A 17588-nucleotide genomic window follows, 5' to 3' on the forward strand; every position below is an offset into this window, starting at 1 on the left:
GGCACCCCGAGCGGCCCCCTACAGGCACGCCCGCGACTGCTTCGCGTGCGAGGCCGCCTCGCCCAGGTCCACCAGCAGGGACTGGGCGCGGTCGGGCGGCACGGACGACGGCACGACCACCTCCACCGCCGGCAGGCGCCCGTACGTGGTGAACCGCCACGGCGTGCGGGTCGACTCGTCACCCGGGACGGCGACCCAGTCGACGCTGCGGCCCCGGTCGTCCGCCACGGTGACGCACTGCTCCGTCGTCGGCGGCAGCGGCTCGACGCCGCAGCGCAGCGTGATCGCGTCGCCCGGCTCCCCGGCGGTCCACGCCGCCGTGCCCTGGCTCGTGGTGCTCACGCGGTCGGCCCCGGCCAGCACGTCGGGCAGCGCGAGGATCACACGCGCGCACACCGGGTCGTCCGCGTACGGCGCGACCGGCACCTCGACGGAGGACGAGCAGCCGGTCAGCGCCGCGCCGGCAGCGAGCACCGGCGCGACCCGTCGCAGCGTCCGACGCGAGGTCGCCCGGACCGTCTCCCGGGCCTCCCACCCGTGCACCTGCCGGTCGGTGGGCGCGGCAGGGGTCGGCGCAGGCATGACCGTCACGGTAGTCCGGCGGTGGGTACCGTGACGGCCGTGACCCCCGAGCCGCCGGTCCCCACCGGTCCCACCGTGGCCGACGCCTCCGAGGACGGCCTGCTCGCCGGGATCTTCCCCCTGCTGCCGCGCGGCGGTGCCACCCTGCTGGGCCCCGGGGACGACGCCGCGGTCGTCAGCGCCCCGGACGGGCGGGTCGTGGTGTCGACCGACGTGCTGGTCGAGGGACGGCACTTCCGGCGCGAGTGGTCCTCCGGGGAGGACGTCGGTCGGCGTGCGGCCGTGCAGAACCTCGCCGACATCGCCGCGATGGGTGCCCGGCCGACGAGCCTGGTGGTCGGCCTGGTCGCCCCGGCCGACCTCCCGGTGGACTGGGTGACCGGCTTCGCCCGCGGGCTGGCCGCGGCCTGCGGACCGCACGACGTCGGCGTCGTGGGCGGCGACCTGTCCGGCGGCGACACCGTCGTCGTGTCGGTGACCGTGCACGGCGACCTGGCCGGCCGCGCACCGGTGCTGCGGTCCGGCGCCCGGCCGGGCGACGTCGTCGCGCACGCCGGTGTCCGCGGACGCTCGGCGGCCGGGCTCGCGCTGCTGACCGCCGGTCGCGGCGACGCCTGGCCGCAGCTCGTGGACGCCTACCTGCGCCCGCAGTCCCCGCTCGCCGCGGGCCCCGCCGCCGCGGCGGCGGGGGCGACGGCGATGCTCGACGTCTCCGACGGGCTGCTGCGCGACGCGGGACGGATCGCCCGGGCCAGCGGGGTGGTGCTGGACCTCGACGACGTGGCGTGCGCCTTCGCCGCCGACCTGGAGGCGCTGGCCGGTGCCGCCGCGGCGCTCGGGCAGAGCGCGTCGCAGTGGGTCCTGACCGGCGGGGAGGACCACGGGCTGCTGGCGACGTTCCCGGCCGGCGCCCGGCTGCCGCCGCCGTTCCGGGCCGTGGGACGCGTGCGCGCCGCCCACGACGGCGGGCAGGACGGCGACCGGCACGCGACGGGTGTGCTGGTCGCCGGCCGCCCGCCCGGACCGATCTCGCCGGGATGGGACCACTTCGCCCGGTGACGCCCCGGTGGCTGCGCGCGGCCGCCCCGCCGGCGGCGCGTCAGCCGCGGCGGTAGCGGACCTCGAGCAGCTGGACGCCGCCGAGCTCCTCCAGGCGCTCGGCGCCGTCGGGGGTGAACCCGTGGCGGCGGTAGAAGTGGCGCGCCCGCGCGTTGTCCGCCAGGACCCACAGGGTCAGGGACCCGGTGGTCACGTCGGCCAGGACCGAGCGCATGAGGTCACGCGCGACGCCCTTGCCCCACATCGCCGGGTCCAGGTAGATGGAGTAGATCTCCTCGTCGTCGCGGCCGGCGTCCTCGTCGCGGGCGGGCCCCACGGAGGCGAAGCCGAGGATGCGGCTGCCGTCGTCGGCGACCCAGGTGCGGACCCGGTCGCGGGGCCCGTTGCGCAGGTGCTCCGTCCAGCGTTCCTGCCGCTGCTCCTGGTCGAGCGACGTCAGGTACTCGGTCGGGACGATGCCCGCGTAGGCCTCCTGCCACGACGCGATGTGCACGCGTGCGATCGCCGGCGCGTCGCTCGGGTCGGCCGGACGGATCGTCACCTCGGTGTCTTCCCCCATGGGCTCACCATGCCATCCGGCACCCCACCGGTGCAGCCGTCCGCCGGTGGCCGGACGCCCGGGCGCGTCGGCGCACGACCGGTGCCCACGGACGACGGAGCCCGCCAGGTCGATGACCGGGCGGGCTCCGTGGACGTGCGGGCGGTCGTCAGACGTTGCGGACGACCTTGCCGGCCTTCAGGCACGAGGTGCACACGTTGACGCGCTTGGGCGAGCCGCCCACCAGGGCGCGCACCCGCTGGATGTTCGGGTTCCAGCGACGCTTCGTCCGGATGTGCGAGTGCGAGATGCTGTGCCCGAAGCTGGGGCCCTTGCCACAGACGTCGCAGTTGGCAGCCACGGTCTCTCCTGATCGTCGTGCACGCGGAAGTTCGCGCGGGGAATGGTCGGGGGTTGCGGTGCGCACCCGAGAGGGCGCTCCGTCACTGCCCGACGCGGCCGGGCAACCTGCACAGGCTAGCCGATGCCGGCGCCGAGCCCCAAACGCGTCGGCGTACGTCACAGTGTGGCTGCGAGCAGCCGCGGACGCCGCGCGCAGGGTCAGGACGACGTCGCCGAGGGGGGGACCAGGTGGACGCAGGGACGGTGCACCGCTGGGCGGTGGGTGCCGCCGCCGCGCTGGCCGTGGCGCGCGACCCGATCGACCGGCTCAACGTCTTCCCGGTGGCCGACGGCGACACGGGGACCAACCTCGCGCTCACCGTCGCCGAGGGGGCCGAGCACCTGGGCGACGCCGGGTCCGGTGCGCACCCGGCCGAGGTCGCCGCCGTCTTCGCCCGGGGCGCCCTGCTCGGCGCCCGCGGCAACTCGGGCGTCATCGTGAGCCAGTACCTGCAGGGCTTCGCGGCCGGCCTCGCGCGGGCCGTGCCGGGCGGCGACGGCGGGACCGTGGTGGCGACGGCGCTGGACCACGCGCAGCGTGCCGCCCGCACCGCGGTCGCCCAGCCGGTCGAGGGGACCATCCTCACCGCGGCCACCGCAGCCGCGGTCGCGGCCGGTGCGGCGGCGCGCGACGGCGCCGGACCGGACGTCGTGGCCCGAGCCGCCGTCGCCGGGGCGCGCGACGCCCTGGCGCGCAGCCCGCAGACCCTCGACGTGCTGCGCACGGCCGGGGTGGTCGACGCGGGCGCGTCGGGGCTCGTGGTGGTGCTCGAGGCGCTCGCGACCGCCCTGGGAGGCCCGCCGGCGGCACCTGCCGCCGGTCCCGCGGCCGGGGGCGCGGGGTCGGCCGGTGTCGCCGGCAGCGCCGGGAGTCGCTCCCCGGACGTGCCGGACGTGCCGGACGTGCCGGACGTGCCGGACCTGCGCGGCCCGCGGCCCCTCCCGGGGGCGCACCGCGCCGACGACGGCGAGTTCGAGGTGATGTACGTGGTGGAGTCGCGTGCGGACGGCACCGCGACGGCGGACGTCGCCGACGAGCTGCGACGGCGACTGCTCGCCGTGGGCGCCTCCGTGGCCGTGGTGGGGGACGCCGACGGCTGGCACGTGCACGTCCACACCGACCGTCCCGACGCCGCCGTCGCGGCCGGCGACGTGGGGATCCGCAGCCAGGTCGTCGTGCGCAGCCTGACCCCGCCCACCTCGCCGGACGGTCTGGGGATCGTGGTCGGGACCGGCGCGCCGCTGCTGGTGGCGGACCTCGCCCGGGCGGGGGCGGTCGTCCTGGTCCACACCGATCGCAGCGTCGACGCCCGCGTCGTGCTGCGGGCGGTGGTCGACACCGGTGCCGCGCGGGTCGTCGTCCTGCCCGGGTCCTCGTCCGCCCGCACGGCCGCGGTCCGGGCCGCCGGGGACGCCCGGGTCCCGGTCGACGTGCTGGACGCGGCCGATCACGTCGGTGCGGTGGTCGCGCTCGCCGCGACCGGCGGGCGCGCCCCCGGCGAGCGCGCCGACGGCGACCCGGGGGCGCGGGTGGCCGCGATGCGCGACGCGCTGGCGAGGCTGCGCACGGACGTCGTCGGCGAGCCCGACGTGCGCGCGGTGACCGACGTGGCCGGGCGGCTGCTGGCCGGCGGCGGGGAGCTGGTCACGGTCGTCAGCGGCGCCGACCTGGGGTCCCGGTGGCCGGCCGGGGACCTGGCCGACGCGTTGACCCGGTCCCTCGCCGCGGCGCACCCGGCGGTGGAGGTGGTCGTGCTGGACGGCGGCCAGGCGGTCCCCGCGGCTGTGGTCGGCGTCGAGTGAGGTGACCGGGTCCGGCGCCCACCGGCGCCCCCGCGGGCTCGCGTGTGCGGCGTGCGGGTGGCGGGTCGTACCGTGCACGCAGCGGTCCCGGTCGGCCGGGACGGTGGAGGCGGACGGAGGGGAGCGGGTGTGACCAGCGAGCTCGGCGACGTCGTCGTCGCCCCCGCCGACCGCCTCGCCGAGCCGCTCGGCCGGCTGCTCGGGACCCGGACCGCCAACGCGCTCGGCAAGTTCGGGCTGCACACCGCCCACGACCTGCTGCGCCACTACCCGCGGCGCTACTCCGAGCCCGGGACGCTCACCGACCTGTCCTCGCTCGTCGTCGGCGAGCACGTGACCGTGATGGCAGAGGTCCGGCAGGCGACCGTCCGCCCCATGCGGTCGCGGGGCGGCTCCATGCTCCAGGCGGTGGTGACCGACGGTGCCCGCACGCTGCACCTGACCTTCTTCGCCAAGGGCGCCGGCGCGCTGCGGATGCACGAGAGCAAGCTGCGCGCCGGGCGGGTCGGGCTGTTCACCGGCGTCGTCGGGGAGTACCGCGGCGAGCGTCAGCTCACCCACCCCGACTACCGGATCATCGGCGTGGACGTCCAGGACGAGGGCGAGGCGCTCGCGGAGGCGAGCCGGCCCATCCCGATCTACCCGGCCGGCGCCGCGGTCCCGTCGTGGCGGGTCCAGACCAGCGTGCGCACGGTCCTGGACCCGCTCACGCCCCGCGACCTGCCCGACCCGCTGCCGGACGACGTGCGGGCACGGCACGGGCTCGCCGGGCTGCACGAGGCGCTGCGACTGGTGCACGAGCCCGCCACGGACGCCGACTGGCGCCGCGGGCTGCACCGGCTGCGGTACGAGGAGGCCTTCGTCCTGCAGGCCGAGCTCGCCCGGCGGCGGGCCCGCGCGGCCGCCCAGCCCGCGACCGCGCGCCCCCGACGTGGCGGCGGCCTGCTCGACGACTTCGACGCCCGGCTGCCGTTCACCCTCACCGACGGGCAGCGGGGCGTCGGCGAGGAGATCGCCGGCGAGCTGTCCCGGCCGCAGCCGATGCAGCGGCTGCTGCAGGGCGAGGTCGGCTCCGGCAAGACGGTCGTCGCGCTGCGCGCGATGCTCCAGGTGGTCGACGCCGGCGGCCAGGCGGCCCTGCTCGCGCCCACCGAGGTGCTGGCCGCGCAGCACGTGCGGACGCTGCGGGCGCTGCTCGGGCCGCTCGCCGAGGCAGGGTTCCTCGGCGGGGCGGACCACGCCACCCGCGTCGCCCTGCTCACCGGCTCCCAGACGGCGGCCGACCGCCGCCAGAACCTGCTCGACGCCGCGAGCGGGGCCGCGGGGATCGTCGTCGGCACCCACGCGCTGCTCGGCGAGACCGTCCAGTTCGTCGACCTGGGCCTCGTCGTGGTCGACGAGCAGCACCGGTTCGGCGTCGAGCAGCGCGACCTGCTGCGCGCCAAGGGCGCCACGGCGCCGCACCTGCTCGTCATGACGGCGACGCCGATCCCCCGGACGGTCGCCATGACCGTGTTCGGCGACCTCGAGACGTCGACGTTGACCCAGGTGCCGGCCGGACGCAGCGGCGTGGTCACCCACGTCGTGCCCGCCGGCAACCAGGCCTGGACGGAGCGGACGTGGCGGCGCGCGCGCGAGGAGGTCGACGCCGGCCGGCGGGTGTACGTCGTGTGCCCCCGGATCGACGCCGACGACGCGCCGGAGCCGGGCGGCCCCGAGGACGCCGGGGACGGTGCCGACCTCGTCCGCGAGCCGGACGACGGCGCGTCGCCGGCGTCCGGACGCGCGGAGGCCCCACCCGCGCGCCCGCTGCGGGCGGTCACCGAGGTGGTCGAGGAGCTGCGGGCGCTGCCCGTCCTCGCCGACGTCGCGATCGGCGTCCTCCACGGGCGCATGGCCCCGGACGACAAGGACCGGGTGATGGCCGACTTCGCGTCCGGCCAGGTGCCGGTGCTGGTCTCCACCACCGTCATCGAGGTCGGCGTGGACGTGCCGCAGGCCACGGTCATGGTCGTGCTCGACGCGGACCGGTTCGGCCTGTCCCAGCTGCACCAGCTGCGCGGCCGGGTCGGCCGGGGCAGCGACCCCGGCCTGTGCCTGCTGGTGTCGCACGCCCCACCGGCCACCCCGGCCGGGACGCGGCTGGCCACGCTCGCCGAGACCACCGACGGGTTCGTGCTGGCGTCGGTCGACCTCGAGCTGCGGCGCGAGGGGGACGTGCTCGGTGCGGCGCAGTCCGGCGGGGCCAGCTCGCTGCGCCTGCTGCGGGTCACCCGCGACGCCGACCTCATCGAGCAGGCGCGCACCGACGCGCGCCGGCTGGTCGACCAGGACCCCACGCTCGGCGCCTGGCCGGCGCTGGTCGCGGCCATCGACCGCCAGCTGGCTGGGGAGCGCGAGGAGTTCCTCGAACGGTCCTGACCCGCCTCCGGGCACCCGGCCCGGACGCCTGGCTAGGGTGTCGGCCGTGCCGTCCCCCGTGGTCGTCGAGGCCCAGTCCCTGCTCGTCGGGTACGGCGGTGAACCGGTGTGCGCGCCCGTCACGTTCACCCTCGAGGCCGGCCGTGCGCTCGCGCTGGTCGGGCCGAACGGGTCGGGCAAGTCGACCGTCCTGCGCGCCGTGCTGGGCCTGCTCGCGCCCGCCGGTGGGACGGTGCGCGTGCTCGGCCGGGAGGTCGACGAACGGGCGCAGGCCTTCCGTGCGCGGGTCTCCAGCGTGCTGGACGACGACGCCTGGTTCCCGGCGCTCACGGTCGCCGAGCACCTGCTGCTCACCGCCAGCGGCCACGGCGTCCCGGAGCCGGTCGGGGTCGTCGACGCCCTGCTGGAGGACTTCGGCCTCGCGACGCACCGCGACGTGCTGCCCGCGACGCTGTCCTCCGGGCAGCGTCGGCGGCTGCTGCTCGCGGCGGGGTTCGCCCGCCCGCGCAGCCTGCTCGTGCTCGACGAGCCGGAGCAGCGTCTGGACCAGCGCATGCGGGCGGCCCTGGCCCAGCGGCTGCTGGAGGAGCAGTCCGCCGGTGGCGCCGTGCTGCTGGCCACCCACGACCCCGAGCTGCTCGCCGCGGTGGCCGGCGCCGCGGTGCTGGTCGGGGAGGGGTCGTCGGCGCTGCTCGACGTCGGCGACGCGGTGCGGGCGATCCGTGCGGAGCCCACGCAGTGAGCGTCCCGGACGACCCGGTCGGCCCGGCGCCCGACGCACCGGCGCTGCCCGTGCCGACGGGTCGGGCGGTGCGGCGGTACACCGCCGCCGTCGCGCGGCAGCGCGGCGGGGCGTCGGTCGGGTCGCTGCTGGTCGACGTGTACTCGGTGCTCGTGACGACCGCGGTGGGCGTCGGCGTCGCCGTCGGCGTGGTCGACGCGGTCCGCGACTCCATGCCGGCGGACGCGGGCGCCGACCTGGTCGGCCCCGAGGTCAGCCTGCCCACCCTCGCCGGGCTGCTCGTCCTCGCCCTCGCCGGGGCGGTGCTGTCGCTCGCCGGCCGGCTCGGCCCGGTCGGCGTCGGGGGAGCGGAGGCGACGTGGTGGCTGGGACTGCCGGTCGCGCGGCGCGGACTGCTGCGCCCCGCGGCCACCCGGCTGCCGGTGCTCGCCGGTGCGGTGGGCGCGGTGGCGCTGCCGCTGCTCGACCTCGCCCTGCGGGACGATGGGCGCCCCTCGCCCGTCCGGGTCGCGACGGTCGCCGCCGTGGGCGGGCTGGGTGCTGCGGCGCTCGTGCTCGGTGCCGGTGCCGGGCAGTCCCTGGGCGCCGTGCGCCGTCGCATCGCGACGGTCGGCGACGTGCTGGTCGCGCTCGTCCCGGTGCTGGCGCTGGTGTCCGGCGTCGCGGGGGTGCACGTCGACCGCGTGCCGGCCCCGCCGCCCGGGGCCGTCCTCGCGCTGCTCGGGGTCGTCGTGGCGGCCGGCGTCGTCCTGGACCACCGGCTCGAGCGCATCCCGGCGCGCGAGCTGCGGGAGAGCGGCTCGGTCGCGACCCAGGCGGTCGGCGCGCTGATCTCGCTCGACTCCCGCGAGCTCGGCCGCACCCTGACCGACGGCGGCCGCGTCCGGCGCCGTCGCCGCAGCAGCCGGCTCCGGGTGGTGCGGTCCCCGGCGCTGGCCCTGGTCACCGCGGACGCGCTGCTGCTGGTCCGCTCGCCGCGCCACCTCGTCCAGCTCGCCGCCACCGCGGCCGTGCCGACGATCGTGCTGGCGGTGCCGCGGCTGCAGACCCCGGTGATCGTCCTCCCGGCGCTGCTGGTCGCGGGGTACGTCGCGATGCTCGCGACCGCGGAGGGGCCGCGGCGCGCCGAGATGGCTCCCGTCGTCGACCGGCTGCTGCCGATCGGGGCGCGGCGGGTGCGCCGGCTGCGGATGGCCGTGCCGGCGGTGGCGATGCTGGCGTGGTCGCTGGCCGCGCTGGCGCCGTTCGCGGTGCTGGGCGGGGACCTGGCGGGGTGGTGGGCGCTGGGCGCGGCGGCCGCGCCGGTGTGGGCCGGCGCCGCGGTGCGCTCGGCGTACCGGCCGGCGCCGGACTGGTCCGGTCCGCTGGTCGCCACCCCGGCCGGCGCGCTGCCGCTCGGGGCGACCGTCGTGCTCTCGCGCGGGCCGGACGTCGTCGTCCTCGGCCTGGTGCCGGTGCTCGTCGCGGTCGCGCTGGGCACGGTGGTCCCGGGGATGCTGGTCGCCCAGGTCGTCTGCTCGACGGTCGTGGTCGCCGTCTGCGGTCACCTGCCCGACGAGCCGCGTACGGTGACCGCGTGACCAGGGTGGTGGCCGGCGCGGCCGGCGGACGCACGCTGCGGGTCCCGCCCCGCGGCACCCGCCCCACCAGCGACCGGGTGCGTGAGGCGCTGTTCTCGCGCCTCGAGCACCTCGGCGTCGTCGACGGCGCCCGGGTGCTCGACCTGTACGCGGGCTCGGGCGCGCTGGGCATCGAGGCCGCCAGCCGCGGCGCGGTCACCGTCACGCTGGTCGACGCCGCCCGGTCGGCCGTCGACGTCTGCCGGCGCAACGTCGCGGCGGTGGGGCTGCCCGGCATCGACGTCGTCCACCAGCGCGCGGAGCGCTACGTCCAGGACGCCGCCGCGCAGCCGTGGGACCTCGTGCTCGTCGACCCCCCGTACGACCTCGGCGAGCCCGAGCTGGCCGCGGTGCTGGCGGGCCTGGCCACGCCCGGCGCCCTCGCCGACGACGCCGTCGTCGTGGTGGAGCGGTCCGTGCGCACCCCGGAGCCGACCTGGCCGGACGGTCTGGCGCCGTCGGACCGCCGCGCCTACGGCGAGACCGTGGTGTGGTTCGCGTCGCCGACGTGAGCGCTGGCATACCCTGGCGCGCGTGACCGTCGCCGTCTGCCCCGGGTCCTTCGACCCCATCACCCTCGGGCACCTCGACGTGGTCCGCCGGGCCCGCGCGATGTTCGACGAGGTCGTCGTCGGCGTCGCCCGCAACTCCTCCAAGACGGCGCTGCTCGGCCTCGAGCAGCGGGTCGAGCTCGCCCGGGCCGCGGTCGGCGCGATGCCCGGCGTGCGGGTCGCGCCGGTCCCCGGCCTGCTCAGCGAGTTCTGCCGCGAGGTGGGTGCGTCGGCCGTGGTCAAGGGCCTGCGGGGCGGCGCCGACGTCGACCACGAGGTGCCGATGGCCCTGATGAACCGGCACCTGAGCGGTGTCGAGACCGTCTTCGTCCTCGGCGACCCGGCGCTGGCGCACATCGCGTCGTCGCTGGTCAAGGACGTGGCCCGGCACGGTGGCGCCGTCGGCGACCTCGTGCCGGCCGGGGTGGAGCACGCCGTACGCGACGCGCTGGGCGCCGGCCCCGCGCACGGAGGGAGGACGCCATGACCGCCAGCGACCCGCAGACCGAGTCCGACCGCACCCAGCCCGAGGGCCTGACCGGGATCCTCGACGCGCTCGCCGCGGCGATCACCCAGGCCCGGGCGATGCCGATGTCGTCCTCGGTGCTGGTCAACCGGGCCGAGCTGCTCGACCTGGTCGACCAGGCACGCGACGTGCTGCCGACCCAGCTGAGCCGCGCCGACGAGCTGCTCGCTGCTGCCGACGCGGCGCGGGTCGCGGCCCAGGGCGAGGCCGACGCCATCATCGCCGCTGCCCACCAGCGGGCCGCCGAGCTGGTCGAGGTGGACGCCGTCACCGAGGCCGCACGCGGGCGGGCCGCCGAGATCGTCGCCGAGGCCGAGGGGGTCGCCGAGGGCCTGCGCCGGGACGCCGACGACTACTGCGACCGGCGGCTCGCCGACTTCGAGGTGGACCTGGAGCGACTGCTCACCCAGGTGGGTGCCGGACGGGCGAAGCTGGCGGCCCGGCTGGGGGGCGGACCCGAGGACCGATCGGGCCTGTGACCTGCACCACCATGCCGTCGCGGGTTGGGGCGCCGACGGTCATGGCGTAGCATCGTCGGTTGGTCCCGCCGGTCTGGCGGATCGCACGCCCACCAGACTGGATCCCTCACCGTGGACAGCACCCGCCGTCTCGACCCGCGCTCGCCCCTCGTGCTGGACACGCACGAGCTGGGCCGGCGTCCGGGCTCGATGCGCCGTGTGCAGGTCACGGTGGCGGCTCCGGACCACCTGGGCACCGAGGTCATCGGCATCCCCACCGGCAGCGACCTGGAGCTGGATCTCCGGCTCGAGGCCGTCATGGAGGGGGTGCTCGTCAGCGGCAACGTCCGCGGGCGGGCCGTGGGGGAGTGCGTGCGGTGCCTGGAGGAGGTCGTCGAGGACATCGACGTGCCGATCCAGGAGCTGTACGTCTACCCCGAGCGGGCACAGGCCGCGCAGGACGCCGGTGACGACGAGGAGGACGAGGTCCGCGAGCTGGACGGCGACCTGCTCGACGTGGAGCCTGCGGTCCGGGACACGCTCGTCCCTGCGCTACCGTTCCAGCCGCTGGACGACCCCGACTGCCCGGGGCTGTGCTCCGAGTGCGGGTTCCGCCTGGCGGACGACCCGGACCACCACCATGAGATCCTTGACCCGCGCTGGGCCGAGCTGAACCGGCTCCAGGGCATGTTCGACGAGACGAAAGAGAGCTAGCCGTGGCTGTTCCGAAGCGCAAGATGTCGCGCAGCAACACCCGTGCGCGTCGGTCGCAGTGGAAGACCACTGCCACGACGCTCACGACCTGCCCGCAGTGCAAGAGCCAGACGATGCCGCACACCGCGTGCCCGACCTGCGGGGCCTACAAGGGCCGCACGTTCGCGGAGGCCGTGCGCACCGAGTTCGCGAACTGACGTCCGCGATCCCGTGGTGATGGCCGCCCCGTCGGCCGACGCGTTGTCCGAGAAGCTCGGGGTCCGTCCGGACCCCGAGCTTCTCGTGCTCGCGCTGACCCACCGCTCGTTCGCCCACGAGGCCGGGGGCATCCCGACCAACGAGCGGTTGGAGTTCCTCGGGGACTCCGTGCTCGGCCTGGTGGTGACCGAGGCGCTCTATCGCCGCCACCCCGGCGTCCCCGAGGGCGAGCTCGCCAAGATGCGAGCGGCCACGGTGTCGCAGCGGGCGCTCGCCGGCACCGCGCGCGCGCTGGGGCTGGGCGGCTACGTCCTGCTCGGCAAGGGGGAGGTCGCCACCGGCGGGTCGGACAAGGACTCGATCCTGTCCGACACCCTGGAGGCGATCTTCGGCGCGGTCTACCTCTCGCACGGCCTGGAGGTGGCGCGCGAGCTCGTCGAGCGGCTCGTCGGCCCCACCCTGGAGGCCGCGGCCGACCTCGGTGCGGGGCTCGACTGGAAGACGTCCCTGCAGGAGCTGTCGGCCGCGCTGGGCCTCGGCGCGCCCGAGTACGAGGTCGAGGGCACGGGCCCGGACCACGCCCGGACGTTCACCGCACGTGTGCTGCTGTCCGGCGAGGTCCGCGGCGAGGGCACCGGGACCTCCAAGAAGGTCGCGGAGCAGGTCGCCGCGACCGCGGCGTACCGCGCGCTGCGCGACCTCGCCGCCGACCACGCCTCCGACCACGACGCCGCCGGTGGGGTCACCGGCGCCACCGGCTGACCCGTGCCCGAGCTGCCCGAGGTCGAGACGGTCCGTGACGGCCTCGCCCGCCACGTGCTGGGCCGGGTCGTGGAGCACGTGGAGGTGCTGCGCGACTACAGCGTCCGACGCCAGGTGGGCGGGCCCGGTGCGTTCGTCGGGTGGGTGACCGGCCGGCGCCTGGAGGCCGCCGTCCGGCGCGGCAAGTACCTGTGGCTGCTGCTGGACGCGGGCGAGCCCGACGGTCGCGGCGGCGACGTCCGCGACTCGGCGCTGATGGCCCACCTGGGTATGAGCGGCCAGCTGCTGGTGCGCGCCCCGGGGTCGGAGCCCGTGGTCGCCCCGCACCTGCGGGTGCGCCTGACCCTGGACGACGGCGGCCACCTGGACTTCGTCGACCAGCGCACCTTCGGCCACCTCGCGGTGACCGACCTCGTCCCCACCGACGACGGCGCGCCCGGTGGGCTCGGCTCGCCCGTCGCCGCGCTGCCCGAGCCGGCCCGGCACATCGCCCGCGACCTGCTCGATCCCGCGCTCGACCGTCCGGCCCTGGTGGCCGCGGTGCGTCGCAAGCGGACCGGGATCAAGCGCGCCCTGCTCGACCAGACGCTGGTCTCCGGCATCGGCAACATCTACGCCGACGAGGCGCTGTGGCGTGCCCGGCTGCACTACGCCCGGCCCACCGACACCCTGCGCCGCGGCGAGGTGGAGCGGGTCCTGGACGCCGCCACGCAGGTCATGACGCAGGCGCTCGCGGCCGGCGGCACGAGCTTCGACGCGCTGTACGTCAACGTCAACGGCGCCTCCGGCTACTTCGACCGGTCCCTGGCCGTGTACGGGCAGGCCGGGCGTGCCTGCTCCCGCTGCGGCACCCTCGTGCGGCGCGACGAGTTCATGAACCGCTCCGCGTTCACCTGCCCGATGTGCCAGCCGCGACCGCGTCGCGGCCGGTGGTGAGGGCCGCCCCGGCCGGGTCCACCCGCGCGTGTCGTGGATCACGGCGGGGGGTGCTGTGCGATACTGAGCGCGGTCCGAGGGCGCCACACCGTCCCCACGACCGCGACCAGGCTTGTCGACTGCTCGCCGCATCCGCGGCCGCCGCGCGCCGCCGCCGCCCCACAGGGTGGTCTGGCAGGCGCAGGCGCCGCCGCCCATGCGGCCTGCGGCGACCGACGACTTCCGTCGCCGTGCGTCATGCATGAGCGACGACCGACCGCCCCGAGGCGACGTGGTGTGGGACGGCGCTGACGGGCACACAGGAGCTCCACCCGTGACGTCCGACAGCAGCAGCACCCCCACCTCCGGCAGCACCGATCAGGCCGACCCGTCCGCGGGCCAGCCCGCAGCCACCAAGCCGGTGCGCCGGCGCGCGACCCGCAAGGCCGCCGCGCCGGTCACCCCGGACGCCGCCGCGCCCGAGCCGACGTCCGACCCCGCGCGGGCGGCCGCTGAGCCCGCCCCGGCGGACGAGACGCCGGCCCCCCCGAAGCGCACCCGCAGCCGCCGCGCGACGAGCGCGACCGCCGCCCCGGCGGCGCCGGAGAACGCAGCCGCCGACTCCTCCGAGCCGGCCGCCGAGCCCGCGCCCGCGCCGGCCGCCAAGCGGCCGAGCCGCGCCCGGGCCAAGAAGGCCGCCGTCGTCGAGCCGCCCGCCGAGCCGGCTACCGAGCCCGCCGACGAGCAGGCGTCCCCCGCCGGAACGGCCGACGACGCCGCGCCGCAGTCCCCGGCCGCCGCGCCGGTTCTGGACGTCCTGGCCGCCTTCGCGGCCGACCGCGCCGCGGCGCCGTCGACGCCGGTCGCGCAGGTCCAGCCGGTCGCCGATGCCGCCGGCACCACCGAAGTCGCCGAGGACGACGCGGACGCCGAGGAGCAGCACGCCGAGGCCACCGGGTCGACCGACACCCCGACCGACAGCGCGTCCGACGCGCCGCCGGTGCTGGCGACCACGGCGCTGCTCTTCCAGCCGCCGGCCCCCGCGCCGACCACCAAGCCGCGGCGTCGCCGCGCCGTCGCGCAGGCCGGTCCGCCGGAGTTCATCGTCCCGCAGACCGTCTCCGGCGCGGACGACGCGGCGCCGAGCGCCGGCCCGGCGACCGAGCCGGCCGCCCACCCCGCCGCCGCCCAGCCCACGAGCGAGCCGGCCGCCGAGGCGCCGGCACCGTCCGACGAGCCGACGACCGGTCGCCGCCGCGGCGGGCGCCGGGCCACCCGCAGCACGGCCGCGCCGGTCGCCGACGACACCACGCCGACCAGCACCACGCCGACCAGCACCACGCCGACCAGCTCGGCGTCGGACGGCTCCGCGGAGCCCGCAGCCGCCGACGCGGCGACCGTGGCCGACGAGCCCACCGAGTCCCCGGCCCCGCGCCGCGGGTCGCGCCGCCGCGGCTCGCGTGCCGCCGCCGCGGCGGCGGAGCCCACCACCGACGGGACGGCGGACGACGAGCAGCCCCAGGGTGCCGACGACGCCCCGGCCCAGGACCGGGACCGTCCCGCCTCGTCCCGGGGCAGCGACCGCGCCGGGGACGACGCCCACGCCGGCTCCGACCACGAGACCGACGACGACAGCGACGACGAGCGGGACGACGACGCCACCTCCGAGGGCGGCCCCCGCCGTCGGCGGCGCCGTGGTGGCCGCGGACGTCGCAGCCGCTCCGGCGGCGACTCCGAGGAGCGCCGCGGCACCTCGGACGACTCCCGGTCCGACGACGACGGGGACGACGAGGACGAGGACGCCACCGACAGCGCCACTGACACGGACCGTGCCGACAGCTCCGACGGCGCCGATGCGGCCTCGGGCGACCAGGACGGCACCGCCGGCGACAGCGACGACGAAGGCAGCGGGTCGAGCCGTCGTCGCCGCCGGCGGCGCCGCGGTGGCCGTGGTGGCGACGGCGCCGAGGCGGAGTCGGAGCCCACCCCGGCGCGGGCGCGCACCCCGCGTGCGCCGTCCGACGAGGTCACCGCGCTGCGCGGGTCCACCCGGCTGGAGGCCAAGCGCCAGCGCCGCCGTGAGGGCCGCGACAACGGCCGGCGTCGCCAGATCATCACCGAGTCCGAGTTCCTGGCGCGCCGGGAGTCGGTCGACCGCACGATGGTCGTGCGCGAGCACGACGGGCGCACGCAGATCGCCGTGCTCGAGGACGGCGTCCTGGTCGAGCACTACGTCTCGCGGCAGGCGCAGGTGTCGATGGCCGGCAACGTGTACCTCGGCCGGGTCCAGAACGTGCTGCCCTCCATGGAGGCCGCGTTCGTCGACGTCGGCAAGGGCCGCAACGCCGTGCTGTACGCCGGCGAGGTCAACTGGGACGCCGTCGGGCTCGAGGGACAGCCGCGCCGCATCGAGCAGGCGCTGAAGTCCGGCGACTCGGTGCTCGTCCAGGTGACCAAGGACCCGATCGGGCACAAGGGGGCGCGGCTGACCTCGCAGATCACCCTGGCCGGCCGGTACCTGGTCTACGTCCCGGGCGGCGGCATGACCGGCATCTCGCGCAAGCTGCCCGACAACGAGCGGGCGCGCCTGAAGAAGCTGCTCCGCGAGATCGTCCCGGACACCGCCGGCGTCATCGTGCGCACCGCGGCGGAGGGGGCGAGCGAGGAGGAGCTGCGCGCCGACATCTCCCGGCTGCAGGAGCAGTGGGCGGCCATCGAGAAGAAGGCCAAGACGGCGTCGGCCCCGGCCCTGCTGCAGGGTGAGCCGGACCTGGCCATCCGCGTCGTGCGCGACATCTTCAACGACGACTTCGGCTCGCTGGTGGTCCAGGGTGACGAGGCGTGGCAGACCATCTCCGGCTACATCGGCGCGCTCGCGCCGGACCTCGCCGACAAGGTCACGCGGTGGACCGCGGAGGGCGACGTCTTCACCGCGCACCGGGTCGACGAGCAGCTCGCCAAGGGCATGGACCGCAAGGTCTGGCTGCCGTCGGGCGGGTCGCTGGTCATCGACCGGACCGAGGCGATGACCGTGGTCGACGTCAACACCGGCAAGTTCACCGGCTCGGGCGGCACGCTGGAGGAGACGGTCACCCGCAACAACCTCGAGGCGGCCGAGGAGATCGTCCGGCAGCTCAGGCTGCGGGACATCGGCGGCATCATCGTCATCGACTTCATCGACATGGTGCTCGAGCTCAACCGTGACCTGGTGCTTCGGCGCCTGGTCGAGTGCCTGGGCCGGGACCGCACCAAGCACCAGGTCGCCGAGGTCACCTCGCTCGGGCTGGTGCAGATGACCCGCAAGCGCGTGGGTCAAGGCCTGGTCGAGGCGTTCAGCGAGACCTGCGAGCACTGCAACGGACGCGGGTTCATCGTGCACTCCGACCCGATCGAGCGGGCTCCCGGTCAGGCGCAGCCGGCCCAGACCCAGACCCCGCAGCCACCCGTCGGCGGCGAGGACCCCAAGCGGGCCCGGCGCAAGCGTGGGGGCACCAAGGAGCAGGGGCCGGCCGTCCCGAGCGGTCTGCCGATGGTCCCCGTGCTGCCCGAGGCGCGGGAGGCCGTCAAGGCCACGCTCGCCACGATCGCGGCGGCGGCGGCGCATGCCCACGAGCACGAGAGCGCGCACGGCGGCGCGACCGACGGCGCGTCCGACGCCCCGGTCCCGACGGCCGAGCAGCGCGCGGCCGCCACGGCGGCGGTCAACGAGGCCCTGGCGGCCCTGCAGGGCCTGCACCCGTCCGCCGACGGGGGCCCGCAGGTGCCCGACGACGCCTCCGGCCAGCTCGCGAGCACGCCCGCCGGTGAGGTCGCCACGCCGGACAGCTCGACGCAGGCCGCGCCGGACAGCCCGGTGGAGGCCGCGTCGGACGCCCAGCGCGACGGCGGATCCGACGCCGCGCCGAGCGTCGACCCCGGCGACCGGCCCGACCCCGCCGTGGACGACCCCGCCGTGGACGACCCCGCGGAGCCGGCCGACCTCACCGAGGCGGTGGCCGACCAGGACGAGACGCTCGACCTCGTGCCGGTCGCCCCCGAGGTGTTCGAGCTGCCGGAGCAGGACGGCCAGGACGGCCAGGACGGCCACGACGGCGAGGACGGCCAGGACGGCCAGGACGTCGCTGCGGGGACCGCCGGGCCGTGACCCCCGGTGGGACCGCCCGCGGACCGCTCCGGCGGCTCCGGGGGCGGTCCCCGCGGCGCGGCGTGCCCGTCCCCGGGCCGCCGCCGGGTGACCCGGTCGTCATTTGACCGGCCCCGAACCAGTCCGTACTCTTGAACGTCGGTGCGCATCGCGC

Annotated in this window: 16 protein-coding genes; 13 read left to right on the top strand and 3 right to left on the bottom strand. The window is 77.1% G+C overall.

The window, feature by feature from the left end:
- Positions 1–18 precede the first annotated feature (18 nt).
- Positions 19–582 (bottom strand): DUF3515 family protein, encoded by a 564-nt coding sequence (locus Q0840_RS07270; protein ID WP_298458091.1) that lies wholly within the window; start codon positions 580–582, stop codon positions 19–21.
- A gap of 39 nt (positions 583–621) precedes the next feature.
- On the opposite strand from Q0840_RS07270, the gene Q0840_RS07275 reads away from it, so the two are divergent.
- Positions 622–1641 carry a thiamine-phosphate kinase gene (locus Q0840_RS07275; RefSeq protein ID WP_298458092.1) on the top strand — a complete coding sequence of 340 codons (1020 nt, stop codon included), beginning with the start codon at positions 622–624 and terminating at the stop codon, positions 1639–1641.
- A gap of 40 nt (positions 1642–1681) precedes the next feature.
- On the opposite strand, the gene Q0840_RS07280 is transcribed toward Q0840_RS07275, so the two are convergent.
- Positions 1682–2200, bottom strand: a complete 519-nt coding sequence (locus tag Q0840_RS07280) for a GNAT family N-acetyltransferase (protein ID WP_298458094.1) — start codon at positions 2198–2200, stop codon at positions 1682–1684.
- 148 nt (positions 2201–2348) lie between these two features.
- On the bottom strand, positions 2349–2540 hold the full coding sequence (rpmB, locus tag Q0840_RS07285; RefSeq protein ID WP_298458097.1) for a 50S ribosomal protein L28: 192 nt from the start codon (positions 2538–2540) through the stop codon (positions 2349–2351).
- Between the two features lie 230 nt (positions 2541–2770).
- Between rpmB and Q0840_RS07290 the strand changes: the two genes are divergently transcribed.
- The 12 genes from Q0840_RS07290 to Q0840_RS07345 all read left to right on the top strand — a co-directional run bounded on the left by Q0840_RS07290 (position 2771) and on the right by Q0840_RS07345 (position 17434).
- Positions 2771–4384, top strand: coding sequence for a DAK2 domain-containing protein (locus Q0840_RS07290; RefSeq protein ID WP_298458100.1), 1614 nt, complete (start codon positions 2771–2773; stop codon positions 4382–4384).
- A 129-nt stretch (positions 4385–4513) separates the two neighbouring features.
- Positions 4514–6805, top strand: a complete 2292-nt coding sequence (locus tag Q0840_RS07295; RefSeq protein ID WP_298458103.1) for an ATP-dependent DNA helicase RecG — start codon at positions 4514–4516, stop codon at positions 6803–6805.
- Between the two features lie 46 nt (positions 6806–6851).
- Positions 6852–7547: an ABC transporter ATP-binding protein gene (locus Q0840_RS07300; RefSeq protein WP_298458106.1), complete on the top strand. Its 696-nt coding sequence runs from the start codon at positions 6852–6854 to the stop codon at positions 7545–7547.
- The gene (locus Q0840_RS07305; RefSeq protein WP_298458109.1) at positions 7544–9127 is read left to right on the top strand and encodes a DUF6297 family protein; all 1584 of its coding nucleotides are present in this window, start codon (positions 7544–7546) and stop codon (positions 9125–9127) included. The genes Q0840_RS07300 and Q0840_RS07305 overlap by 4 nt, the downstream gene beginning before the upstream one ends.
- Positions 9124–9678 (top strand): 16S rRNA (guanine(966)-N(2))-methyltransferase RsmD, encoded by a 555-nt coding sequence (rsmD, locus tag Q0840_RS07310; RefSeq protein WP_298458112.1) that lies wholly within the window; start codon positions 9124–9126, stop codon positions 9676–9678. Before Q0840_RS07305 ends, rsmD begins: the two co-directional genes overlap by 4 nt.
- A gap of 22 nt (positions 9679–9700) precedes the next feature.
- Positions 9701–10204 (top strand): pantetheine-phosphate adenylyltransferase, encoded by a 504-nt coding sequence (coaD, locus tag Q0840_RS07315; protein WP_298458114.1) that lies wholly within the window; start codon positions 9701–9703, stop codon positions 10202–10204.
- A complete protein-coding gene (locus Q0840_RS07320) occupies positions 10201–10722 on the top strand; it encodes a hypothetical protein (RefSeq protein ID WP_298458116.1) in 522 nt (173 codons plus the stop codon). The genes coaD and Q0840_RS07320 overlap by 4 nt, the downstream gene beginning before the upstream one ends.
- Before the next feature lie 189 nt (positions 10723–10911).
- On the top strand, positions 10912–11415 hold the full coding sequence (locus Q0840_RS07325; RefSeq protein ID WP_298458528.1) for a DUF177 domain-containing protein: 504 nt from the start codon (positions 10912–10914) through the stop codon (positions 11413–11415).
- A 2-nt stretch (positions 11416–11417) separates the two neighbouring features.
- A complete protein-coding gene (gene rpmF, locus Q0840_RS07330; RefSeq protein ID WP_298458118.1) occupies positions 11418–11612 on the top strand; it encodes a 50S ribosomal protein L32 in 195 nt (64 codons plus the stop codon).
- 19 nt (positions 11613–11631) lie between these two features.
- Positions 11632–12375, top strand: coding sequence for a ribonuclease III (rnc, locus tag Q0840_RS07335; RefSeq protein WP_298458120.1), 744 nt, complete (start codon positions 11632–11634; stop codon positions 12373–12375).
- Positions 12376–12378: 3 nt separating this feature from the next.
- A complete protein-coding gene (gene mutM, locus Q0840_RS07340; protein WP_298458122.1) occupies positions 12379–13311 on the top strand; it encodes a bifunctional DNA-formamidopyrimidine glycosylase/DNA-(apurinic or apyrimidinic site) lyase in 933 nt (310 codons plus the stop codon).
- A 313-nt stretch (positions 13312–13624) separates the two neighbouring features.
- Positions 13625–17434 carry a ribonuclease E/G gene (locus tag Q0840_RS07345; RefSeq protein ID WP_298458123.1) on the top strand — a complete coding sequence of 1270 codons (3810 nt, stop codon included), beginning with the start codon at positions 13625–13627 and terminating at the stop codon, positions 17432–17434.
- Positions 17435–17588: the final 154 nt, after the last annotated feature.

Source organism: uncultured Cellulomonas sp., assembly GCF_947494015.1.
Lineage (GTDB): Bacteria > Actinomycetota > Actinomycetes > Actinomycetales > Cellulomonadaceae > Pengzhenrongella.

What these genes read in the sequence shown, in the direction of transcription:
- Q0840_RS07325 (WP_298458528.1), top strand. Translation starts at nt 10,912, where the DNA reads ATGCGCCGTGTGCAGGTCACGGTGGCGGCTCCGGACCACCTGGGCACC.
- Q0840_RS07320 (WP_298458116.1), top strand. Translation starts at nt 10,201, where the DNA reads ATGACCGCCAGCGACCCGCAGACCGAGTCCGACCGCACCCAGCCCGAG.
- rnc (WP_298458120.1), top strand. Translation starts at nt 11,632, where the DNA reads ATGGCCGCCCCGTCGGCCGACGCGTTGTCCGAGAAGCTCGGGGTCCGT.
- Q0840_RS07270 (WP_298458091.1), bottom strand. Translation starts at nt 582, where the DNA reads ATGCCTGCGCCGACCCCTGCCGCGCCCACCGACCGGCAGGTGCACGGG.
- Q0840_RS07280 (WP_298458094.1), bottom strand. Translation starts at nt 2,200, where the DNA reads ATGGGGGAAGACACCGAGGTGACGATCCGTCCGGCCGACCCGAGCGAC.